Source organism: Minwuia sp. (assembly GCF_048007105.1).
In the GTDB taxonomy this organism is placed as follows: domain Bacteria; phylum Pseudomonadota; class Alphaproteobacteria; order Minwuiales; family Minwuiaceae; genus Minwuia.
In genome coordinates this window covers 3583077-3606042 of the sequence record NZ_CP180352.1, presented here as the reverse complement: position 1 = coordinate 3606042, position 22966 = coordinate 3583077, and the positions used below count along the sequence as shown (strand labels likewise).

The 22966-nt window shown below is 62.8% G+C and carries 22 protein-coding genes and 2 pseudogenes; 13 read left to right on the top strand and 11 right to left on the bottom strand.

Annotated elements, in window-relative coordinates; all coding sequences use genetic code 11:
* Positions 1-4: 4 nt before the first annotated feature.
* On the top strand, positions 5-379 hold the full coding sequence (locus ACMVY4_RS17485) for a hypothetical protein (protein WP_416897262.1): 375 nt from the start codon (positions 5-7) through the stop codon (positions 377-379).
* 211 nt (positions 380-590) lie between these two features.
* Complete coding sequence (locus ACMVY4_RS17480; RefSeq protein ID WP_416897261.1) at positions 591-1187, top strand: hypothetical protein; 597 nt, start codon at positions 591-593, stop codon at positions 1185-1187.
* Here ACMVY4_RS17480 and ACMVY4_RS17475 read toward each other — a convergent pair.
* From ACMVY4_RS17475 to ACMVY4_RS17455, 5 genes are all read right to left on the bottom strand, one after another.
* Entirely contained in the window at positions 1178-1459 is a 282-nt protein-coding gene (locus ACMVY4_RS17475) for a hypothetical protein (protein ID WP_416897260.1), read from the bottom strand. The genes ACMVY4_RS17480 and ACMVY4_RS17475 overlap by 10 nt on opposite strands.
* A 143-nt stretch (positions 1460-1602) precedes the next feature.
* Positions 1603-2304 (bottom strand): hypothetical protein, encoded by a 702-nt coding sequence (locus tag ACMVY4_RS17470; RefSeq protein ID WP_416897259.1) that lies wholly within the window; start codon positions 2302-2304, stop codon positions 1603-1605.
* Between the two features lie 10 nt (positions 2305-2314).
* Positions 2315-2464: a hypothetical protein gene (locus ACMVY4_RS17465; protein ID WP_416897258.1), complete on the bottom strand. Its 150-nt coding sequence runs from the start codon at positions 2462-2464 to the stop codon at positions 2315-2317.
* Between the two features lie 163 nt (positions 2465-2627).
* A complete protein-coding gene (locus tag ACMVY4_RS17460) occupies positions 2628-3734 on the bottom strand; it encodes a hypothetical protein (protein WP_416897257.1) in 1107 nt (368 codons plus the stop codon).
* Positions 3652-4560, bottom strand: a complete 909-nt coding sequence (locus ACMVY4_RS17455) for a hypothetical protein (RefSeq protein ID WP_416897256.1) — start codon at positions 4558-4560, stop codon at positions 3652-3654. Before ACMVY4_RS17455 ends, ACMVY4_RS17460 begins: the two co-directional genes overlap by 83 nt.
* A 657-nt stretch (positions 4561-5217) precedes the next feature.
* Here ACMVY4_RS17455 and ACMVY4_RS17450 point away from each other — a divergent pair.
* On the top strand, positions 5218-5367 hold the full coding sequence (locus ACMVY4_RS17450) for a hypothetical protein (protein WP_416897255.1): 150 nt from the start codon (positions 5218-5220) through the stop codon (positions 5365-5367).
* Between the two features lie 365 nt (positions 5368-5732).
* On the opposite strand, the gene ACMVY4_RS17445 is transcribed toward ACMVY4_RS17450, so the two are convergent.
* The 6 genes and pseudogenes from ACMVY4_RS17445 to ACMVY4_RS17420 all read right to left on the bottom strand — a co-directional run bounded on the left by ACMVY4_RS17445 (position 5733) and on the right by ACMVY4_RS17420 (position 13770).
* The gene (locus tag ACMVY4_RS17445) at positions 5733-6098 is read right to left on the bottom strand and encodes a hypothetical protein (RefSeq protein ID WP_416897254.1); all 366 of its coding nucleotides are present in this window, start codon (positions 6096-6098) and stop codon (positions 5733-5735) included.
* Positions 6095-7057: a helix-turn-helix domain-containing protein gene (locus tag ACMVY4_RS17440; RefSeq protein WP_416897253.1), complete on the bottom strand. Its 963-nt coding sequence runs from the start codon at positions 7055-7057 to the stop codon at positions 6095-6097. Before ACMVY4_RS17440 ends, ACMVY4_RS17445 begins: the two co-directional genes overlap by 4 nt.
* A gap of 453 nt (positions 7058-7510) precedes the next feature.
* Positions 7511-8782: a tyrosine-type recombinase/integrase gene (locus ACMVY4_RS17435; RefSeq protein ID WP_416897252.1), complete on the bottom strand. Its 1272-nt coding sequence runs from the start codon at positions 8780-8782 to the stop codon at positions 7511-7513.
* 253 nt (positions 8783-9035) lie between these two features.
* A pseudogene (locus ACMVY4_RS17430) lies at positions 9036-11332 on the bottom strand (NADP-dependent malic enzyme).
* 114 nt (positions 11333-11446) lie between these two features.
* Positions 11447-12973 carry a glycerol-3-phosphate dehydrogenase gene (gene glpD / locus ACMVY4_RS17425; RefSeq protein ID WP_416897251.1) on the bottom strand — a complete coding sequence of 509 codons (1527 nt, stop codon included), beginning with the start codon at positions 12971-12973 and terminating at the stop codon, positions 11447-11449.
* Entirely contained in the window at positions 12970-13770 is an 801-nt protein-coding gene (locus ACMVY4_RS17420) for a DeoR/GlpR family DNA-binding transcription regulator (protein ID WP_416897250.1), read from the bottom strand. Before ACMVY4_RS17420 ends, glpD begins: the two co-directional genes overlap by 4 nt.
* A 167-nt stretch (positions 13771-13937) precedes the next feature.
* Between ACMVY4_RS17420 and ACMVY4_RS17415 the strand changes: the two genes are divergently transcribed.
* From ACMVY4_RS17415 to ACMVY4_RS17370, 10 genes and pseudogenes are all read left to right on the top strand, one after another.
* The gene (locus ACMVY4_RS17415) at positions 13938-15674 is read left to right on the top strand and encodes an ABC transporter substrate-binding protein (RefSeq protein WP_416897249.1); all 1737 of its coding nucleotides are present in this window, start codon (positions 13938-13940) and stop codon (positions 15672-15674) included.
* An 89-nt stretch (positions 15675-15763) separates the two neighbouring features.
* On the top strand, positions 15764-16849 hold the full coding sequence (locus ACMVY4_RS17410; protein WP_416897248.1) for an ABC transporter ATP-binding protein: 1086 nt from the start codon (positions 15764-15766) through the stop codon (positions 16847-16849).
* Between the two features lie 2 nt (positions 16850-16851).
* Complete coding sequence (locus tag ACMVY4_RS17405) at positions 16852-17937, top strand: ABC transporter ATP-binding protein (protein ID WP_416897247.1); 1086 nt, start codon at positions 16852-16854, stop codon at positions 17935-17937.
* Entirely contained in the window at positions 17934-18797 is an 864-nt protein-coding gene (locus tag ACMVY4_RS17400) for a carbohydrate ABC transporter permease (protein WP_416897246.1), read from the top strand. Before ACMVY4_RS17405 ends, ACMVY4_RS17400 begins: the two co-directional genes overlap by 4 nt.
* Before the next feature lies 1 nt (position 18798).
* Positions 18799-19596 carry a carbohydrate ABC transporter permease gene (locus ACMVY4_RS17395; RefSeq protein WP_416897245.1) on the top strand — a complete coding sequence of 266 codons (798 nt, stop codon included), beginning with the start codon at positions 18799-18801 and terminating at the stop codon, positions 19594-19596.
* 3 nt (positions 19597-19599) lie between these two features.
* Entirely contained in the window at positions 19600-19881 is a 282-nt protein-coding gene (locus ACMVY4_RS17390; RefSeq protein ID WP_416897244.1) for a DUF2160 domain-containing protein, read from the top strand.
* Between the two features lie 168 nt (positions 19882-20049).
* Positions 20050-20253 carry a PAS domain-containing protein gene (locus ACMVY4_RS17385; RefSeq protein WP_416897243.1) on the top strand — a complete coding sequence of 68 codons (204 nt, stop codon included), beginning with the start codon at positions 20050-20052 and terminating at the stop codon, positions 20251-20253.
* Positions 20213-20377: pseudogene (locus ACMVY4_RS17380) on the top strand (hypothetical protein); the annotation flags it as partial. The gene ACMVY4_RS17385 and the pseudogene ACMVY4_RS17380, both read left to right, overlap by 41 nt.
* A 3-nt stretch (positions 20378-20380) precedes the next feature.
* On the top strand, positions 20381-21736 hold the full coding sequence (locus ACMVY4_RS17375) for a PAS domain S-box protein (protein WP_416897242.1): 1356 nt from the start codon (positions 20381-20383) through the stop codon (positions 21734-21736).
* A 207-nt stretch (positions 21737-21943) separates the two neighbouring features.
* Positions 21944-22957: a carbohydrate kinase family protein gene (locus ACMVY4_RS17370; RefSeq protein WP_416897241.1), complete on the top strand. Its 1014-nt coding sequence runs from the start codon at positions 21944-21946 to the stop codon at positions 22955-22957.
* The last annotated feature ends 9 nt before the right edge of the window (positions 22958-22966 follow it).

The following is a 22966-nucleotide window of genomic DNA, read 5'->3' as shown; positions in this document are numbered from 1 at the left end:
GGTCATGGCGGCGATCGGTCAATTGAGGGGTGTCTGGCGCAGGATTGCGATGGCCCTTGGCTGGCGACCCCGCGAGGTTCTCGTGTTTGTCGGGGATTCCATTGACGGACTGCGGACGCCGGACTGGAAAATGGTGGATCTGGCCGAATGGTGCGGGCTGCCGCCGTTAAGTGACGAGGATCATGATCGTCTTTGGGGCGAGTTCAGTGATGTCGATCTCCTCGACGAATGCCCGAGCGCCTTCATTGACACCGGCGCGGACCCGGATGACCAGCCGGGTCTGAGCGCGGTGACCTATCGTGTCACCACGTTCGATGAGGCGGCGATGAAGCGGGAAGTCCGGCAAGCCATCAGTGCGGTTCTGGCCAATGGGCGATGAATGACCACTGTCCGGTGTGCGGCATCACGGGCGATCATTTCGATCATCTCGTTGCCGAAATCGACAAGACCTTTCAGCAGACCCCAGGGCGGCGATCTACTGACCTTGCGGCTGGCCACACCGAGACGGCGCCAAGACCATTGTGGAGACGCAGGTTTCGGCGGACATCCATCTCCATGTCTGAATACACAAACAATCCGGAGTGAGACGGATGAAGCGCAATTCGACCGCAATCCCGATCATATGGCTCACCCTCGCGCTGTGCGTGATCTGGTTGGCCCTGGGACTCTATCTGTTCGTCTTCGCGCCGACGTTGAAGACCGAATGGGCTCGGGGCGAGGTGGGCGACTTTGTCGGCGGTGGCGTGGGCGCCCTGGCGATCCTGTTGATCGCCTATACCGTGCTCATCCAGCAGCGCCAGATCGCCGAGGAGCGGGTGTTCCGGACGATCGAGTTGCTGAAGCCGGAACTGGAGAACCTGTCGGCACGGATCGTGGCCAAGGCTCGAGATACCGAAGCCATATCCACCGAGCATTTTGAGGACAGGAGAGAACGCTTCGAGAAGCTTGATCGGACGGTGTTCTTTCGCGAGATCCAGAAACAGGCGTTTCAGGAGGCACTTGAACACCCGGCCGTCGCGGAGGCGTCGATCCGGTTTCTGCAAGTGGTCTCTCTGATCGACGAATCCCTCGAAAGCCTGGGCGGTGCCGGCAATGCGATGAAGAACGCGGTGCGGGCCATGGACTTCTACCGGGCAAAGATGCACCTCGAAGCGAAAGGGCTGTCGGCCGCCGGATCTCAGGCCTGAAAGTTGAAGTTCACGAAGTCATAGCCCGAGCTGCCACGCTTCAGTGTCATCTGAGTTCCTTCTGTAGCAAGACCCGACGCCCTCACCACAAGCTGCAGCGCTTCATCCGAGATTGCCGCGACATCCTCGGAAACGAATATGAGGCTCTCCGCCTTCACACCCTCCCAGGACCATTTCTCATGGAGTGCGTCGAGACCGCTGATCTGGACGGTCTTTCGAAACAGGATCTTGGTGTCACTCTCGTGCGGTACATTCGAGAACTTCTCGGACACAGGCTCCTCCGTCGGATTCAAGGGGCAGAGTGGGGTACGAGGCCGTCATACCTCGGATGGATGCGGTCCGCCGTCATTTCGATCACTTCAGCAGTGACTGGAGCGCCCTGGTACAAGAACATGCATCATACGGTTCGGACCAGTCACTGTTGCCGCCAACTGCCGCTGGCGACGGCAGTCATCACACTTGTTCGAAAGCACGCAAGGGGGGCCTCGCCCTCGGCCAGCCGTTGCAAGGTCCAGGTTGTCAGCCTCTCCGGGCCATCCGACACCGGACCGGTTCTTGCCCGGGCCATTGTGAAAACCTCCAGCCCGACTTCCCGGCCCGCGGCAAAAAGGGCGTCCGCAGACCGGTTCGAGGCCGCCGCCAGGACGATCCTTGCGAGCCCGGGTCCAAGGAACGCCAGCTGCGGTTCCGCGGCGCGGTTCATCAGGTCGAACACGGTCTGCCGGGCGTAGGAACGCGGATCGTCGAACGTGGTCTTCGTGTCGATCACCGCCGCAACGCTGTGGATCGGCACCAGCGGCATGCCGCTTTCCGGCGACGCGGGCGGCGGATAGCCGCGGTCATTGAAGGGCCTGTGGACGACGATGTCCCAGGACCGCGACCTGAGATCAGGACGAGCCGGATCGACGATCTGCGAGGGTCCGGAGAGGCGCCAGCCCGCCGGCAGCCAGACGGTCATCATCGCCTTGATCCGTGCCTCCATCCACGGTCCGAGTATCGGCATCGATTGATGCAGGCTGCGCATCACGTGCTGGAGATCATGCCAGAACTCGAGAGTCGGGCCATCATCGACGCCGGCATGGTGCAGTTCGGTCCGGTGCAGGGGCGGGAGGGTCAAGAGCCCGGCCTCATCCACCTCGGTAGGCTACGAGGCCGTCATACCTCACATACATGCCGTGGCCTCGCCAGAGCGGTGTCGGCGCGATCCGGCCGGTGTCATCGAATGCTTCGTCATTGCTCGCGACGGCGACGCCGGCGAAGTGCCCCAGCCGGCTCATGTGCGCGCAGCTCGCGGAAGATGCCCCCAAATTCTCTGGCATGGAAATCATTCTCCGGCCACCTCAAATCTCCGACGCGAACACACTTCGGGACGGCCGTCCTTTTTGCAGGAACGCGCTGCACCAGGGCATCCGAGCCAGTTGGTCGGGACGCCGACGGTGTCTATTTCAAGCGTGCGGCGATACAGCCTTCCGTGGTGGTGAGAATAAGTGATCTTCTGTTCCCACTTACCTCATAGATTTCACCCCCAACATCTTCATTCAGCATCTGATCCGAGAAAGTCAGTTTCGGTCGGAGAGTTTCGAACTCAACGACGGTGAACCCCTCCTTGCGATCCAATTTGCCCGATACCTCACCCGGAACGGATATCTCCACTGTCTCGCCCAGGGCACTGGCAATCAACTGACAGCTCTGGCCGGTGTTGTATAGCATGCCATCAGACAAAAAAGTGTTGCCACGCCGACAGGGGTCAGCAGAAAGACCAAATCGATCGAGCATTTCTGATTTTTCCAATATCGTCCTGTTTTGGCTCTCTACTGCTTGGATGAGCCAAGCCAAACCGGACGAATAATTATAATTCTTTAGTTCTACTATCAGGCAGTAACCCCCATTTCCGGAACCGCATTCGTTGCGGCAATTAAACATTGGTTCGTCGGTTTTGATATTTGAAACTCTCTTTGATAAGTTTCCGATCGGTTTTGCATCGACCGAAACAAGGTGGCGCCAAAATCGAGAATCTGGAACAACCAGTTTTCGTTCAGATTTGATATTTCCCAGCGTTCTCTGGCTCTTGATTTCGAAAACATTCATTTGGGTGCATTTTTGATTCACCGGCGCGTTCTTCGCCGTAACAATTGTGCAACTGAGTGATCGCTTTTTCTTGGCATCAAGTTCTGTATCAGTCTTGAATGATCTAACAATCTTTCCATCTACCTGGATTGACGTCAGATACTCGACCTGAGCCCTGTCATTTGAGAGATTGACAAGCCAAGCCCTCTTGGATCCTGTACAACTACAGCTTTTGGCATCCTTGTACTCGATCTGGACTTGCGGCTGATTGAGAGATGGATCGTCCGGGCCGATGTTGCTGATGGCATCATCAATGTCCTCGACGACGTCACAGGAGCCCAAAGCGATTGCCAGGCACATCGCAGGAAGAAGGTACCAAGTCCTCTTCATCTGATGGTCACCGCGTTTTCCACTTAATGTTTCGGCGGAGAAAGAAGTCCGATCTGGTAAGAAACAAACCTGATTGAAACAGTGCTTCATGAATTTTGCATGCTTGAGATCGAACGAAGGGATCCGCAGCATAGCCACCCCTTACCCAAAGGACGCCCCTATGCAGCGGCGGCGACGTGTCAAAGACGGCCTCAAGGAAAGTCGCTCGTGTTCGCCAATTTGACCACTCAAAGCTGGATTCGGGAACATGATCGGTACCAGCGACTGCCTTCTTCATCTGCATTGTCAGGCTTTCCGGATTCACTTTCAATATCGGGCGATTGCTGCTTGGCAGAAAGTTGCTGTTGCCGACGAGATAGAGAGCAATCTGGTCGCCTACATCATTTGGGCAGCCTTCCTGTTTGCTGCCTGCGCTGCACGCCAAAATTCGAAAGCTTTGTGTGACGCGGGTGTTCGATAATTCTTTCCGTGTCGAAAGTATGCCACTATCTGCGCATAGGTCGTGGCTGATATTGAAGGTATTGCTTCCAACGACGGCCCCATTTCTAATATCAACCGAGTAAATATCATCATCCTGTATCGAAAATTCGCACCTGTTTTTTCCCGAAAGCTCCTTATGGGCGAAAGTTCTGTAAAGGCGCCGTACATCGCCCAAGGAGAAGGTAATTTCTGCGTCAATAACAGGCCGAAAGGTCGGCTTCTTTCGAGTAAAATCCGCGTCAAAGTATATCTTGATAAGGGGATTGACAGGCAGATTGCCGAATGGTGTCTCGAGGTAACAGCTTGTTTCCGGGACGTGAAACAACGTGCTGTTGGAGAGCACATCAGTGTCGCATTGGTTTGGGTATTTGGGAGCAACTTTCATCGCTATCAGGCCGTCCAAGAAGACAACCCGACGATTTTCCTTCGCAGGCATGCCTTGGCCTCCCGGAGCCGGTGGCGGTGCGCCCGGAGCCCCAATCATTCCGGTTGGTCCTTGCATCGGCCGCATGCCTGGTTGCGGCAATTGTGGAAGTGACCCATCAATTCTCTGCTTCGATGCCGCAATCGGTTGGCACGTAAGCGACGGTCCCAACTTCTTTTCCGCCAGAGCGCTTGTGTTTATAATAAGGACTGCAAAAAAAGCAAAAAATGCTACGAAATGGAGCGAGTCAAACAGCAAATTTGTCGACTTAATTGAGAGAAATTTGGAGGCATCTCTATAATTGGTGTCCAAATAAATTTCATTTCTCACAAGATTATTTCCAGACCATTTATTGGTGTGCTTTCTGGGTGCATAGTAGATTTGCAATAGAGGCAATTGTCAACAATGTTGGTTAGGATCCAGGGCTGTGTCAGGTCGGCGCCGGGGGTTTGTGCGGGTATCGTTGGCAGGCTTGCGCTTGTCGCTTCTTCGACTGGTGCGGTCGTCGGGAGTCGGGCCACCTCGTAGGCACCGGTGAGTTACACAGAACCGGGAGCCGGAGAACCAGAGATGCGATCTGGATTGGCCGTTTAAGTGCCGACGCAAATCGCCCGAAACCTCGGAATGTACTTTGCCGCCTGTCGCCTGTCGTACCCTGGCGGGAGTGTCATGCCGACAGCCCGGAATACCGGAGGCATCGATCTGCTCGCCCATGATTTCTCCGCCAGGCAATTTCTCGGCATTCAGTTGAAGGCATTGCCGAACCTGAACGCGGTTCCACCCGGATCCGACCTGGGCAAGATCATCGGGGGCTGGTGAATCATCTTCACAACACCGGACGATCAGCCTGTCGGTTACGTGCTTCTTCCGGACGACGTCAGAAAACCGGCCAACCGGAACGAGAGGAATGGTCGGATTTCAACTTGGCTCGAGCCGGGTTCGTATCGCACCGAGGCATTCAGGGAGGCCTGGCATCGGATCGGTCGCGGTGACGATGCCCGGTGATGATCGTGCGCCCTTGGGCCGGCCCGGAGGAGGGGGCCATGAGCGCCTTGCTGCGATCAGGCTCCCTCCCATTTGCTCCGAACAGGGTTCCGAATGCAGCTGATGGCGGTGCGTTGCGGCCGGCAACTCCATTGCCCGCATGCGGAACGGTCCCGGGCCGGGAACCTCTCCGGGACCGCCTACACAAAGCCCTCCCGCATTCGCCGAGTTGACCGCTTCATCGGCTTTCCAGAGGTCCGATAGGCCGTGACCAGTACACCGTCCCTCAGAACGATTTTCGTGTTCGTGTTCTTTTGCAGCAGGTTGATGCGTTTTTTCAGCCTGGCAGTTGCGGCGCGGACCGAGGGCGTCTGGTCCCATCTCTGAAGACGCCTGATCTCGGTCTTGGCGTCCTTGATGGCAGCGGCCGCGTGGCGGTAGGTCAGCATGATGGCATCGTCATCGACGAACTCTCCATAGATTTCGACGATGTCGATGTCCTGCTTTCGCAGGCCGCGCTGGTTCATCCGGGCGGCTGCATGGCGGCAGATCTGGTTGCGGTTCATTTGGACGTCCCCGGAGTTGACGGCGTCGTTGTTGCCTCATCCTGTCGATTTCGGGCCTGATCGGCACTCAGCTCCCGGGCCAGCTTCTCGAGGGTTTCGATCTGGTCTGAAGACAACTGGTTCTTGATGTGGGAGACGCCTGTTCCGGCCGACATCGCCACGTCATCGACCATCTTGACATCACCGGGCTTGATCCTGGCCCATCCCAGCCAGACTGCCAGTTCGGCTACATCGGAGCCCTCGACAAAGGACTCGAGGAGATCGGAGAGGACAGCGTATTCGGGACACTTGTCGACCGCGTAGCCACCACACAGATCGATACTGGCCAGTTTTTCGCCGCCGAGACGCTGAGCAAGATCCCGAAGGTAGTGGAAGAGCGGTGCGTGGCGCAAACCGTAGACCTCTTCATCGACCGGATCCGTGCCGTAGCCCCAGATATCGCGTTGGCTCTCTTCGTACATGAGCTCGGCGTACGCCTCGCCGAACGGGATCGGGAAATCCAGATGATCGGCCAGGTTGCGCTCAAAGGATTCCAGGGCGGCAGCCGCCGCCTGCGCCTTCTTTCGCCGCCAGACATGGCTGGATTCCGCGGCCAACGTGAAGAGAAGCGGTGCGAGGAAAATCAGCTCTTCCTGCGTGGCGCCATACTCCCGATGCACCAGATCGTAGGCTCGGCGATACTGCATGGGAAGGTTCGCGCCGATACGAACCTTTCCGGCGGGGGGTTTCTGTTGAGCCGGCGGTGGAGCTTCCTTCTCCCCCATCAGCGTTCCGGCGTCGAGATCCAGCGCCTTCTCCAGGTTTCTTATGGTGTTTTCCCGGGGCAGATGCCCGCTCGACCGTTCGTTCTCGAGCCGTGCGATCGTCCGAACAGATACTCTTGACGCCTCAGACAGCTGTTCCCGCGACAGGTCGCGCTCTTTCCGCCTGCTCTTCAAAAGGTGGGCCTGGAAAGCCATGCTCCTGCTCCTTTCCGTTTCATGACACGGAGGGAATATGTGGCATCATCGACGATCAACAAAGATGCCAATACAGGAAAAATGGCATTTTAAATCCTGAAATTTGGGGAATATTTGGCATAATTGGCACGTTCCTGACGGCCGAGCGATCGCGGTGTCTGCCTTGTCGGGATTGTCATGACCGGATTCATGCCACTTCGGCCTCGAACCGGCCGAGAAGACCATGCCGGACTCTCCGGACGGATCATGGCTCGGGCCTGCGGATTTGCTGGAAATCGTGCTCCAGGCGTAGGGACAGGCGGGCTGATCGGCGCCCACGGATTGCGCAAGATCGGCCCGCCTGGACCAAAGCCCCGCCAAACAGGGGCTGCGTCGGCAAGCATCATGTCGTTTTCGAAACGCGGTCCGGATATCGCCAGACTGCCCGGCAAGAGCGCTTGCTGGACGCCCCTTTCAGGGCGCTTCGCTCTTCTGCATCCGCCGAAGGCGCTCCAGCATGTCCCGGAGGCGGTCGAGTATGTCCTGATAGCCTTCGATGCCCTGTATTGAAGGGCCCGGCATGTCAGGGAGATGTGGCCGGCCCTGTTCCTCGACATGCGCGGCCCAGAGCTCGAGAGCGTCGCGCTTCTCGTCCAGATATTCGTAGCGGTTGTAGATGGCCGTGACCGACTGGTCCTTGTGGTTCAGCAGCGCGCTGACGACATGCGGCGGCACGCCGTTTTCCGACAGCCATGTCGCCATGGTGCGGCGGAGGTCGTGCCAGCGCCAGTTCCTGACCTTGCTCGAGCGGTCGAGGCTCTGTTTCACCTTCGAGAAGCCGGAGAAGGGACGGTGTCCGGTCTTTCCGGAGAACAGGTAGAGATCGTCCCGATCTTCCGGAGGCCAGAATTGCTGCATCCAGCAGATCACGGCCCGTGACTGAAGGCTCAGCGGGACGGTGTTCGGCCTGCTGTTCTTGGCGGCCTCCCGTGGAACGGTCCAGATATCCCCGTCGGTCTGTGCGAGCCGCAGCTGGGCGACCTCGCCGCGCCGCTGACCCGTGAGCATGAGAAGCCGCACGAACGCCCCGGCATGCGGCGTCTGCGACATGCTCGCGCCCCAGATACGGCCGAGCTCGTCGGCAGTCAGCACCCGTTCCCGCCGGATTTTCGCGGCGCTGACCGGTTGGCCGATGCGGTCGCAGGGGTTGGCCTCGCAATACTCCTGCTCGATGCACCAGTTGAACAGCTTCCGGGTATTGGCCAGGACCCGCCCGGCCTGGACCGGCGCGCCGCGGTCGGCAATCTCGGAAAGCATGGACTGGATGTCGGCGCGTCGGATCCGGGAGACCGGATAGTGGCCGAACCGGGGGAGCAGATCGTGGCGAAGCATGCGTTCGGCCTCCGGAGCCGACCGGTTCCTCGGATAGGCGTAGCGTTTCAGGAACTCCTCGAACGCCTCGGCCAGGCGGGCGCCGTCGCGGCCGGCCTGTCCGCGGACCGGGTCGATGCCCCTGGCCAGACTTGACGCGTAGGTATCGCGCATTTCGCGGGCCGATTTCAGCGTCAGGTCCGGAAAACGCCCGAGCGTCCAGCGGCGCTTCTTGCCGTGCAGCACGCCGACGAAGGAAAAGGTCCTGACGCCGTTCGGCGTGATCCGCAGTTCCAGGCCCCGGCCATCGGAAAGGACCGTCCGCCCCGTCCGTGGCGCCGGCGTCGACTTGATCTCCTGGACCGTGAGTGGCATCCGGGGTTCCGCTGGGGTTCCAGATCGGGCAATCTGCCGCGAGAAACGACGATACGGCATGATCCGATTTGGATCAATAACCTGCTGATACGTATGTGAAAATGTTACTTGATGAATTCAGATGCGCCCAGATGAAACAGCGCATCCGCCTACTCTTAATCAGCGGGTCCAAGGTTCGAGTCCTTGTGCGCCCACCATTTCATCCCGCATTGCCGATGTCCGGTCCCGGCGAGGCCGCGTGGACCGGCCTTGATCAGCCGGCGCGTTCTGCCGACATCCGCTGCGCCTCGACGACCGACAGGGCGGTCATGTTGACCACGCCGCGGGCGGTGACGGAGGGCGTCAGGATGTGGGCAGGCCTGGCCGCGCCGACGAGGATGGGGCCGACGGGCAAGGCGTCGGCGAGGTATTTCACCAGTTGATAGGAGATGTTCGCCGCGTCCAGGTTGGGCATGACGAGCACGTTGGCCTCGCCGCTCAGCTGCGCCAGGGGGAAGGCGCGGTCGCGGTAGTGTTCGTCGAGGGCCGCGTCGCCGTGCATCTCGCCCTCGACCTCCAGATCCGGCGCCATTTCCCGGATCAGCTCGGTCGCGCGGCGCATCTTGTTGGCGCTGACCGTGGGCCGGCTGCCGAAGTTGGAATGCGACAGCAGCGCGATCCGGGGCTCGATGCCGAAGCGGCGGACTTCCTGTGCGGCCATGATCGCGAGTTCGGCCAGTTCCTCGCTGCCGGGATCGTAGGAGACATAGGTGTCGGCCAGGAAATAGGCGCCCTTGTTGAGGATGATCAGGCTGAGCGTGGAGAAATCGCGCGCGCCCTCGGCCAGTCCGATGACGTCGCGGATGTGGTCCATGTGGCGGTCGAACCGGCCTTCCAGCCCGCAGATCATGGCGTCGGCATGGCCCAGTTCCACGGCCAGGGCGGCAATCACGGTCGGGCGCGTGCGGACAAGCGTCCGCGCCCGGTCGGCGGTCACGCCGCGCCGCCAGGTGCGCGACAGGTAGGCGTCGACATAGTCGCGGTAGCGCGGGTCGCTGTTCGGGTTGACCAGCTCGAAATCCTCGCCCGGCCGGATGGTGAGGCCGAACTTCTTCAGCCGCTGCCCGACGACTTCCGGCGGCCGACCAGGATCGGCCGGGCCAGTTCCTCCTCGATGACCACCTGCGCGGCGCGCAGCACCCGCTCGTCCTCGCCCTCGGCATAGATCACGCGGCGCGGGTCGGTGCGGGCCTGGCTGAAGATCGGCTTCATGATCAGACCCGAGCGGAAGACGAAGCGCTCCAGCGAATCCTGATAGGCGTCGATGTCCGGGATCGGCAGCGTGGCAACGCCGCTGTCCATCGCCGCCTTCGCCACGGCCGGGGCGACATGCAGGATCAGCCGCGGATCGAACGGGTTGGGGATAAGGGAGTCCGGCCCGAACAGCTTGGCCTCACCGCCATGCGCCTTCGCCGCCACGTCCGACGAGGCCGCCTGCGCCAGCGTCGCGATGGCCTCGACGGCGGCCAGTTTCATGGTCTCGTTGATGGCCGTTGCGCCCGCGTCCAGCGCGCCCCGGAAGATGTAGGGGAAGCAGAGCACGTTGTTGACCTGATTGGGAAAATCGGACCGGCCGGTGCAGATCATGGCGTCCGGGCGGTGCTGCTTGGCCAGATCGGGCATGATCTCGGGCGTCGGGTTGGCCAGCGCCATGATCAGGGGATTCTCGGCCATCTGCGCCAGCAGTTCCGGCTTCAGCACGCCGCCCGCGGACAGGCCGAGGAAGATGTCGGCGCCCGGTATCACGTCCGCCAGCGTGCGGGCGTCGGTGTCCTGCGCGAAGGCGGCCTTCCAGCGGTCCATCAGCGCCTCGCGACCGCTGTAGACCACGCCCTCGATATCGGTGACCCAGATGTTCTCCCGCTTCGCGCCCAGCGACATCAGGATGTTCAGGCAGGCGAGGGAGGCCGCGCCGGCGCCGGAGGCGACGATCTTCACGTCGGAGATGTTCTTGCCCGACAGCTGCATGGCGTTGCGCACCGCCGCGCCGACGATGATCGCGGTGCCGTGCTGGTCGTCGTGAAAGACCGGAATGTTCATCCGTTCCTTCAACTGCTCCTCGATCTCGAAGCATTCGGGCGCCTTGATGTCCTCGAGATTGATGCCGCCGAAGGTGGGCTCCAGCATCGCCACCGCGTCGCAGAGGCGATCGACGTCGTTGCAGTCCAGTTCCAGGTCGAAGACGTCGATGCCGGCGAACTTCTTGAACAGCACGCCCTTGCCTTCCATCACCGGCTTGGCCGCGAGCGGCCCGATGGCGCCCAGACCCAGCACCGCGGTGCCGTTGGAGATCACCGCGACCAGATTTGCGCGGGAGGTGTAGCGCGCGGCCGAGGCGGGCTCGGCGGCGATGGCCTCGCAGACGACCGCGACGCCGGGACTGTAGGCCAGCGCCAGATCGCGCTGGTTACCCAGCGGCTTGGTCGGGTTGATCTCGACTTTTCCGGGCCGCGGATGGCTGTGATAGACCAGCGAGCCCGACCTGAGCTCGTCGGAAATGTTCTGTGCCATCGCAAATGCCTCCCAGCGCCCGACCGCGTCGGTCCATGGCGACAGCTTGGCGGATCAGGTGCAAATGACAAGGCGTGAGGCCGGGCCGCCGCGACGCGGCCGGGGGCTGGCCGTTCAGGAACCGGGCGTCTGTTGCGCCCGCCACGCCGTCAGCCAGGCGTCGATGCGCGAGCGGGCCTCGTCGTCGAGGCGAAGAGCCAGCTTGGTTCGGCGCAACAGCACGTCGTCCGCGGTCATCGCCCATTCCTTGTCCGCCAGATGGCGCAGTTCAGCCTCGGTCAGGCCCGCGCCGAAATCCTCTCCCAGGTCTTGCGCGGAACGCGCGCCGTCGAGAATGGTCTTCGCATCTGTTCCATAGGTCCGGACCAGTCGCTGTACACTCTTCGCGTCCAGAAAGGGGTGCGCCGCGGCGATCTCCGCGTTCAGCGCCGCGACGCCATCGACCGGCATGTCGCCGCCGGGCAGGGGCGCGCTTCCGGTCCAGCTTCGGGTCTCGCGGCCGGCGAATCCGTCGATCTTTTCCAGCACCTCCTCGGAGAGCCGGCGGTATGTGGTGATCTTGCCGCCGAACACGTTGATCAGCGGCGCGCCGGCGGCGGTCTCGGAGGTCAGCACATAGTCGCGGGTGGCCTCCTGGGCGCGGGAGGCGCCGTCGTCATAGAGCGGCCTCACGCCGGAATAGGTCCAGACGATGTCGGAACGCTCGACCGGCTCCCGGAAATACTCGCTGGCCGCTGCCAGCAGGTAGTCGGTCTCCTCGGGGCTGATGCGGATATCGCCCGGATCGCCTTCGTAGTCCCGGTCGGTGGTGCCGATCAGGGTGAAGTCCTGCTCGTAGGGGATCGCGAAGATGATCCGGTCGTCGGCATTCTGGAAGATGTAGCAGCGGTCGTGCTCGAACAGCTTGCGGACGACGATGTGGCTGCCCTGGACCAGCCGGACATGGTGCGCGTCATTGCGCCCGAGCGCGCCCTGCAGCACCTGATCCACCCAGGGGCCGGCGGCGTTGACCAGCATCCGCGCCGACAGCTGGCGGAGTTCGCCGGTGCGGGTGTCTTCCATCCCGATCTGCCAGAGCCCGTCGACAACACGGGCATCGGTGACGCGGTTGCGCGGCCGGATGTCCGCGCCGCGCCCGGCGGCGTCGCGCGCGTTCAGGACGACCAGCCGGGCATCGTCGACCCAGCAGTCGGAATATTCGAACCCGCGCACGAACTCGTCCTTCAGCGGTTTGCCGGCGGGGTCGCTGCGCAGGTTCAGCGAGCGGGTCGCCGGCAGCCGCTTGCGACCGCCCAGATGGTCGTAGAGGAACAGGCCGAGGCGCAGCATCCAGCGCGGGCGCAGACCCTTGTGGTGGGGCAGCACGAAGCGGAGCGGCCAGACGATATGCGGCGCCATGGCCCAGAGCCGCTCCCGCTCCATCAGCGATTCCCGCACCAGCCGGAACTCGTAGTGCTCAAGATAGCGAAGGCCGCCATGGATCAGCTTGGTCGAGCCCGAGGAGGTGCCCTGCGCCAGGTCCTGCATCTCGGCGAGCGCGACCGAATAGCCGCGGCCGGCGGCGTCGCGGGCAATGCCGCAACCGTTGATGCCGCCGCCGACGATCATCAGATCGACAGGTTCTGCGCGCCCGCCGCTCATGCATCCCCCGCGGGTTGCGGTTCGGCGATTTCCAGCCGGACGCCGTGGGCGTCGCAGATCTCGCGGATCGGCTCCGGCGGTTGGCGGTCGGTGACGAACAGGTCGATGTCCGCCAGTTCGCCGATGCGGACCGGCGCGCTGCGGCCGAACTTGGTGTGGTCGACCACCAGCATGGTGCGCCGCGCGTTGGCGATGATGGCCTGGGCTACCCGCACCTCGCGGTAGTCGAAGTCCAGGATCGCGCCGTCCTCATCCATGGCCGATGCGCCGATCACCGCGAAATCGACCCGGAACTGGTTGATCAGGTCGATCGTGGCTTCGCCGACGACGCCGCCATCCGACTGGCGCACCATCCCGCCGGCGATGATGACCTGGATCTCGGGCGCCTCGCGCAGAATGTTGGCAACGTTCAGGTTGTTGGTGATGGCCATGATCCCCCGGTGCCCGCGCAACGCCATCGCCACCTGCTCGGTGGTTGTGCCGATGTTCAGGATAATGGAGGAATTGTCCGGGATCAGCGCTGCGGCGCGTGCGCCGATGGCCGCCTTTTCCTCGGCCGCCAGCACCCGGCGGGAATCGTAGCCGTAATTCGCAACGTTCGAGGGGTAGACCGCGCCGCCATGAATGCGGTGCAGCAGGCCCCGCTCGGCCAGATCGTTGACGTCCTTGCGGATGGTCTGCGGCGTCACGCCGAACCCGGCCGCGAGCCCGTCGATGTCGACGCGCCCGCGCTCTCGCGCGACGTCCAGGATCTCGTATTGCCGCGGTGTCAGGGGTGAATGTTCACTTACGTTCATTTGTCTTTCGCATGTGCGAAACGCGGGTGCAATACAGGCTCTGTTCGCTGAAAATGCTGCATAAATGCGCGAATTTCAACGCTGAACTTTCGTTTTGGTTCATATTGACTTTCATTTTGTTTCGGTTACCGTCGAGAGCGATAAGTCCACTAGGGAGGGTCATCATAATGAGACGAAATCTGCTAGCCGCTGCGGCGGCAGGCGCACTTCTGGCGTTCTCCGGTCCGGCGACCGCCGGCATGGACGAGGCCAGGCAGTGGGTCGACAGCGAATTCCAGCCGTCGACGCTTTCAAAGGAAGCGCAGCTTTCGGAGCTCGAGTGGTTCATCAAGGCGGCCGAACCTTTCAAGGGCATGGAGATCAACGTGCTGTCGGAGACCATTCCGACACACGAGTATGAATCCAAGGTGTTGGCGAAGGCTTTCGAGGAAATCACCGGCATCAAGGTCAACCATCAGCTCCTTGGCGAAGGCGAGGTGGTGCAGGCGGTTCAGACGCAGATGCAGACGAACCGCAATCTCTATGACGCCTATATCAACGATTCCGATCTGATCGGTACGCATTCGCGCCTCCAGCTCGCCGTGAACCTGACCGACTGGATGGCCGGCGACGGCAAGGACGTGACGCTGCCGACGCTGGACGTCGACGACTTCATCGGCAAGTCCTTCACCACCGGCCCGGACGGCAAGCTCTATCAGCTGCCCGACCAGCAGTTCGCGAACCTCTACTGGTTCCGCAAGGACTGGTTCGACCGCCCGGACCTGCAGGCGAAGTTCAAGGAGATGTACGGCTATGACCTGGGCGTGCCGGTCAACTGGTCGGCCTATGAGGACATTGCCGAGTTCTTCTCCGTTCATGTGAAGGAAATTGACGGCGTCCGCGTCTATGGCCACATGGACTACGGCAAGCGCGCACCCGATCTGGGCTGGCGCATGACCGACGCCTGGCTGTCGATGGCCGGCGCAGGCTCGACCGGCCTGCCGAACGGCCGTCCGATCGACGAGTGGGGCATCCGCATGGAAGAGGGGTCCTGCAACCCGGCAGGCGCCTCGGTGAGCCGCGGTGGCGGCGCCAACGGCCCGGCTGCGGTCTACGCGATCCGCAAGTGGGACGAGTGGCTGAGGAAGTACGCGCCTCCGGGTGCGGCCGACTACGACTTCTACCAGTCGCTGCCGGCGCTGAGCCAGGGCAACGTGGCCCAGCAGATCTTCTGGTACACCGCATTCACCGCTTCGATGGTGGCGCCGAAGTCGGAAGGCAACAACACTGTCGATGACACCGGCACCCCGCTGTGGCGGATGGCGCCGTCGCCGCACGGCCCGTACTGGGAAGAAGGTCAGAAGCTCGGCTATCAGGACGCCGGCTCGTGGACCCTGTTCAAGTCGACCCCGGTCGACCGCCGCAAGGCCGCGTGGCTTTACGCCCAGTTCGTCGTCTCCAAGACGGTGTCGCTGAAGAAGAGCCATGTCGGCCTGACCATCATCCGCGACAGCGACATCAACCATCAGTCCTTCACCGACCGCGCGCCGAAGCTTGGCGGCCTGGTGGAGTTCTACCGCTCGCCCGACCGCGTTCTGTGGTCGCCGACCGGCGTCAACGTGCCCGACTATCCGAAGCTGGCCCAGATCTGGTGGCAGCAGATCGGTGACGTGAACTCCGGCGCCTTCACGCCGCAGGAGGCCATGGACCGTCTCGCCCAGGAGATGGACGTGACGATGGCCCGCATGGAGCGTGCGGACAAGGGTGCGAACGTCTATGGCGGCTGCGGTCCGCGCCTGAACGAGGAAAAGGATCCCTCGGAATGGCTCGGCAAGGGCGGCGCCAAGGCGAAGCTCGACAACGAGAAGCCCCAGGGCGAGACCATCGCCTATGAGGAGCTGATCAAGCGCTGGCAGGCCAACTGAGGTCTCCTCCCCGGGAAGCCCGGCGTATCCCTTGTGGTGCGCCGGGCAACCTGTGTCTGGGGTCGTTTCGGGTATAGACTTCACCAATAATGACGCTTGAACTGAAATCCGTTGCCAAGCGCGTGGGGGGCGAGACGCATATCCATCCCACCGACCTGACGCTGGAGCCTGGAAGCTTCAACGTCCTGCTGGGTACGACCCTCTCCGGCAAGACCACCCTGATGCAGCTGATGGCCGGACTGGAACGGCCGACCGAAGGCCGGATCCTCTTCAGCGGTGCGGATGTGACCGGGGTGTCGGTCCAGAAGCGCAACGTCTCGATGGTCTATCAGCAGTTCATCAACTACCCGAGTTTTTCCGTCTACGACAACATCGCCAGCCCGCTGAAGCTGGCGAGGATCGGCAAGGCCGAGATCGACCGCCGGGTGCGGGAGATGGCCGATCTGATGAAGCTGACGCCGATGCTGGACCGCCGTCCGTCGGAACTTTCGGGCGGTCAGCAGCAGCGGACGGCGATGGCGCGGGCGCTGGTCAAGGACGCCGATCTCGTCCTGCTGGACGAACCGCTCGCCAATCTGGACTTCAAGCTCCGCGAGGAACTGCGAGACGAGCTTCCGAGGCTGTTCGCGGACCGCAACTGCATCGCCGTCTACGCCACCACCGAACCGATGGAGGCGCTGCTGTTCGGCGGCAACACGGCGACCCTGCACGAAGGCCGCGTGACCCAGTTCGGGCCGACGTTGCAGGCCTATCTCAATCCGCCCGACCTGATCAGCGCCCAGGTCTTCTCCGATCCGCCGATGAACGTCGCCGCGGTGCAAAAGCAGGGCGGCGAGTTCTCGATGGGCGGGAGCGCCCGCTGGTCGGCGGATGGCCCCGTGGCCGGTCTCGCCGACGGCGACTACACGGTCGGCGTGCGCCCGCACCGTGTGACCGTGCATCCCGAAGGCGGTCAGCCCGTCGCGGTCCGCGGTCATGTGAAAATCGCCGAACTGAGCGGTTCGGAGAGCACGATCCATTTCGATCTGGCCGGTGCGGACTGGGTCTCGCTGAGCCACGGCATTCACGATCTGCCGCTCGGCGCCGAGGCCGAGTTCCATGTCGACATGTCCCGGGCGATGTACTTCGGCGCCGAGGGCCGGCTCGTCGCGGCAGCCGGCGAAAGGGCGGGCTGAACATGGCGAAGATCACCCTGTCAGGCCTCGGAAAGTCCTACGCTGCCGATCCGGCAAGCGACGCGGCCTGGGCGCTGAGCCGGCTCGACTTCGAGTTCGAGGATGGCGGCGCCTATGCGCTGCTGGGGCCGTCGGGCTGCGGCAAGACCACGCTTCTCAACATCATCTCCGGCCTGTTGGAGCCGACGGTCGGCGAGGTGCAGTTCGACGGTCAGAACATGAACGGGCTGGGGCCCGACCGGCGCAACATCGCCCAGGTTTTCCAGTTCCCGGTCATTTACGACACCATGACCGTCCGGCAGAACCTCGCCTTTCCGCTGAAGAACCGCGGCGTGCCGGCCGGCGAGATAGAGCGCAAGGTCGCCGAAATCGCCGAGATGACGGATCTGACCGAGATGCTGGACCGTCGCGCCTCCGGGCTGACGGCCGATGGCAAGCAGAAGATCTCGCTGGGACGGGGCCTCGTCCGCGACGACGTCAACGTCATCATGTTCGACGAACCGCTGACGGTGATCGACCCGCATCTGAAATGGCAGCTGCGGTCCAAGCTGAAGGAACTGCATCGGCGGATCAGCCGGACCATGATCTATGTCACTCACGACCAGACCGAGGCGCTGACCTTCGCTGACAAGGTCGTGCTGATGAAGGATGGCGAGGTGGTGCAGATCGGCACGCCGGTCGAGCTGTTCGAGAAGCCCGAACACACCTTCGTCGGCCATTTCATCGGCTCACCCGGCATGAATCTGCTGCCCTGCCGCATGGATGGCGTCAGCGCCGTCGTCGGCGGGGCCAGCCTGAAGGTGGCCAATGGCGATGCGGCGGCCTCCGGAGGCGGAAGTCTTGAACTGGGCGTCCGGCCCGAGTTCGTCCGCTTCGCCGACCGCGGCGTGCCGGTGCAGGTCGTCCGCGTGATGAATGCCGGCCGCTACCGGATCGTCGATACCCGGACCATGAACGGCGAGACCGTGAAGCTGCTGGTCGACAACGAGACTTCGGTGCCGGCGGACAATGCCCGGCTCGCGTTCGACCCGGGCTATGCGCGGGTCTACCGGGACGGCTGGCTCGCGGGCGGGAGGCGCACGGCATGAGAAAGACGGTCAACCAGAAGGCCTGGCTCTTCGTTCTCCCCGTCATCGTGCTGGTCGCCTTCAACGCGCTGATGCCGCTGATGACGGTGGTGAACTACTCGGTGCAGGAGACCTTCGGCAACAACGAGTTCTTCTGGGCCGGGCTGGTCTGGTTCGAACAGGTCATCGCCTCCGAGCGGTTTCACGACTCGCTGATCCGCCAGATGATCTTCACATTCTCGATCCTGGCGATCGAGGTGCCGCTTGGCGTCGTCATCGCGCTGTCCATGCCCCGCAAGGGGCCCTGGGTGTCGGTCTGCCTGGTGCTGATGGCGCTGCCGCTGCTGATTCCGTGGAACGTCGTCGGCGCCATGTGGAACATCTTCGCCCTGCCGGAGATCGGCCTGATGGGGTGGGGACTGAACGCGCTCGGCTTCGACTACAACTACACCCGCCAGCCGGGCGCCGCCTGGTTCACGCTGATCCTGATGGACGTCTGGCACTGGACGTCGCTGGTGGTGCTGCTGGCCTATGCCGGCCTCGTCTCGATCCCTGATGCCTACTACCAGGCGGCCCGCATCGACGGTGCGAGTTCGTGGGCGATCTTCCGCCATATCCAGCTGCCCAAGATGAAGCGGGTGCTGACAATCGCCGTGCTGCTCCGCTTCATGGACAGCTTCAACATCTACACCGAGCCCGTGGTGCTGACCGGCGGCGGGCCGGGCAACTCCACGACGCTGCTCTCCATCGATCTCGTGAAGATCGCGCTCGGCCAGTTCGACCTCGGCCCGGCGGCGGCCATGTCGCTGATCTACTTCGTCATCATCCTGCTGCTCAGCTGGGTGTTCTACTCGCTGATGATGCGGAACGAGGAGAACTGAGATGAAGAAGCGCTGGCTGGTGCCGATCCTCTACATCCTGTTCCTGATGCTGCCGATCTACTGGCTGCTGAACATGTCGTTCAAGACCACGAACGAGATCCTCGGCGGCCTGACGCTCTGGCCCCAGACCTTCACCCTCGAGAACTACGCCGCGATCTTCTCCGACCCGACCTGGTACATGGGCTATGTGAACTCGCTGCTCTACGTCTCGATCAACACCGTGCTCTCGGTCGCGGTGGCGCTACCGGCGGCCTATGCCTTTTCCCGCTACCGCTTCCTTGGCGACAAGCACGTCTTCTTCTGGCTGCTGACCAACCGCATGGCGCCTGCGGCGGTGTTCGCGCTGCCCTTCTTCCAGCTCTATTCTGCAGTCGGCCTGTTCGATACGCACATCGCCGTGGCGCTGGCCCACACGTTGTTCAACATCCCGCTGGCGGTCTGGATTCTGGAAGGCTTCATGTCAGGCGTGCCGAAGGAACTGGACGAAACCGCCTATATCGACGGCCACTCCTTCTGGAGCTTCTTCATCCGCATCTTCATGCCCACCATCGCCGCGGGTATCGGCGTGGCCATGTTCTTCTGCTTCATGTTCTCCTGGGTCGAACTGCTGCTGGCGAAGACGCTGACCTCGGTCGAGGCCAAGCCGATCGCGGCAGTGATGACCCGGACGGCGTCGACATCCGGCTACGAGCTCGGGCTGCTGGCGGCCGCCGGCGTCCTGACCATCGTGCCGGGCGCCTTCGTCATCTATTTCGTGCGCAACTACATCGCCAAGGGCTTCGCCCTGGGGAGGGTCTGAACCATGGGTCTGACATGGATGGCCTGGACCTGGCCAACGGCTGCCTTCTTCATCTTCGTCTTCGGCGCCATCGCGATGATGGGCGTCTGGGAATATTTCTCGCCCGGCGCCGCGCCGCGCAGGGGCGTCTTCGGGCTCGATACCACCCGGGGCGACCGGCTGTTCATCACGCTGCTGGGTAGCGCATTCATCTTCATCGCCTGGATCGCGGCAATGGGTACGCCGCTCTGGGGCGGGCTCGCCATCGCCGCCGCCTGGGGCGTGTTCGTGTTCTGGAAGGTCTGAGACGGTCACGCTGTGCAGATAGCGGAACGACCTTCAGCACCGTCCGGAGCGATGTCGTTCCAGAAACTTAACGAATTCTGCGATAGTCTGGCGACCGGTGGCGCGGCCCGACCGTTCGGGGCCCGGTCGACGCGTCCCATGCGAAGCTGGCTGACGGAGTGCGGTTCCTTGAACCCGGTAGACCTGAACGACCCCGAGTTCCTGCATGCGCTGGTCGAGGCGTCGGACGCGATCATGATCGCCGTCGATCCTGACGGGCGGATCATCTGGACAAACCGCGCCTTCCGGACGTTGATGGGGTACGAGCCCGAGGAAGCCATCGGCCAGCGGGATCTGGTCGTTCAGGCTGGAAGACGAGCGCCTGGTTGCTGAAGCGACCTACAGGCGCTCGGTCCGCGCTCAGGAAGGGCGACGTCTCGAAAGCCGCTGGGTGTGCAAGGATGGCTCCTCGCGACTTCTCTCCTGGTCGACCCGGCGGGTTCTGGATGGGGAAGGCAACGTGCGGTTCAGCGTTGGCACCGCTATCGACGTTACCGCAGAGCGGGAAGGTCAGCAGCGTTCGGAATGGTTCAGGCAGATGCTGGACCAGGCCGAGGAAGCCGTGATCATGGTCGAACCCGACGGCTTGATCAGCCATGCCAACAAGGCCGCCGCGGAACTGTACGGCTACAGCGTCGAGCAACTTGTCGGCATGTCCAACCGCAGCTTCATCCCGCCCGAGGAGTGGGACAAGATGGAGCAGTTCTCGGAATTGCTTCGCGAGACGATGCGGCCGCAGACGATCCAGACCCGCCGGCTGCGCGCCGACGGATCGAAGGTGCCGGTTCATCTGAAGGTGTCGCCATTGCGCAATCCCTCCGGCAGCATGATGGGGCTGGTCGGCGTGTCCTTCGACATCAGCGACCGAATCGAGCTTGAACGGCGTGAACGCGCAGCGGCTGAACGGGCCGACATGCTGGCCAGCATCGTCGAGAACCTTCCGGATCCGGTCTTTCACCTGCTGCCCGACGGCGTCGTCGCCTACACCAACAGCGCCGTCCGTGAGCTTTACGGCTTCGCACCGGACGAGATTATCGGCCAGCCGATGTCCATCGTGCGCCCCGCCGATCGCGTGAAGGCGATGGCAGAGTTTCTTGGCCGGGTCCGCAATACCGGCGAGGCTGGCGTGATCGAGACCAAGGCGCTCCACAAGAAGGGCCATCGGATCGACGTCGAAATCCGTGCTGTGCGCTTCACCGACAAGAGCGGTCAGGACCGCGGCATCGTCGGGCTGGCCCGCGATATCGCCGAACGCAAACGGCTGGAAGAGGAACTCCGCCGCCGCGCCGATACGGATCAGCTGACCGGGCTCTTCAACCGGCACGCCATGGACCGTTCCGCCCAGGCCGAGTTCCGCCGCTGGCGTCGTTATGGCAACGAGGTGTCGGTCGTGGTCTGCGATCTCGACCATTTCAAGTTGGTGAACGACGAACACGGCCATGCGGGCGGCGATATAGCACTGCAACGGTTCGCGGAAATCCTCGGGTCCAGTCTCCGCCGGCCAACCGATATCGCTGCCAGAATGGGCGGCGAGGAGTTCTGTCTGATCCTTCCGGAGACGGACATCAACGGGGCGGTCGAGGTCGCCGAGCGCATCCGCCGCCGGACGGCCGAGGTCATGATCGATACCGGGGAGCGGGCGTTCGGGATCACCGTCAGCCTTGGCGTCAGCAAGCTGCTTCCCGACGATGTGGCGTTCGAGGATGCCATGAACCGCGCCGACGATGCGCTCTACGATGCCAAGAGCCGGGGGCGCAACCGCGTCTGCGTGCATCCGCTTGGCCGCACCGGTCCTGTCGCGGTTCCCGGGCCATAGCGGACAATGATGGCGAACGGTTCCCGGGCGGTGTCGCCGGGTCACGGTGACAATCCGGGCCGTCTGCGCTAATCGCTTGGACAAGTCACAAGGGGCCTGAGCCTCGCCAGCGGAGTGAAAGCCGAGCCATGAAGGTGCTGACCATCGGCGGCGCAATGGTCGAACTCGATCGCCATCGTCGACAGCGACCAGATCGAACGGATCTCGATGCGCAATGCCGAGACCTCGTTCCTGCTGCTGGAGGAAGGGCGCAAGACCGAGGCGCTCGACGTTTCCACACATTGCGGCGGCGGCGCAGTCAACGCCGCCGTGGCGCTGGCGCGGCTGGGGCATGATGTGTCGGCGATGGTTCGTCTGGGCCAGGACCCGCGGGCCGACATCATCCTGACCCGGCTGGAGGCCGAACGCATCTCCACCCGCTGGGCGGTCCGTGATCCTGTACAGAAGACCGGCGCCTCCCTGATCATCGCCTCGCACGAGCGCAACGCCGGCATCTTCGCATTCCGTGGCGCCAATACCGGCTTCCGGTCAGACGCGCTGAACCCCTCCGCCTTCGAGACAGACCTCTGCCTCGTCTCCAGCCTGTCCAACGAGTCGGCGGAGTGCTTCCCCGATATCGTGCGGCTGGCCAACGCCGCCGGCGCCGTCGTCGCCGCCAATCCGGGCATCCGCCAGCTTTCCGCCCGCGGCGGCGCTTTCCAGCGCAGTCTCGGCGATATCGACCTGCTCTCGGTGAACCGTGCCGAGGGTGACGCCCTGACACCGGCGCTGGTGGACCGCTTCGGCGAAGGCGGCCGCGCCTTTCAGGAGGATTCGGGATCGCTGCACGCCCGCCTGGCGCGAGGCTTCGAGGGCGGCGGCTATTACATGTCGACCCGGCACTTCTTCCGCTCGCTGCTCGACTGCGGACCGCGCTGGATCGTGCTGACCGACGGGACCCACGGCGCGTTTCTGGCGACCGGCGACACGCTCTATCACTGCCCGGTCGCGCCGGTCGAGGTTGTGGGCACCGCGGGCGCCGGCGACGCCTTCTACGCCACGGTTGCGAGCGAACTAGCCAACGGCGTCGAGCCGGAAGCGGCGATGCGCTCGGCGGCGGTCAATGCGGCCGCGGTCGTCAGGCACGTCGATACACAGACCGGATTGCTGGATCATGCGGCACTGACCGCACGGCTGAAGGAGGTCGAGGCGGACCTGACGGTGCGCACATTCGAGCTCTAGACTGAAGGG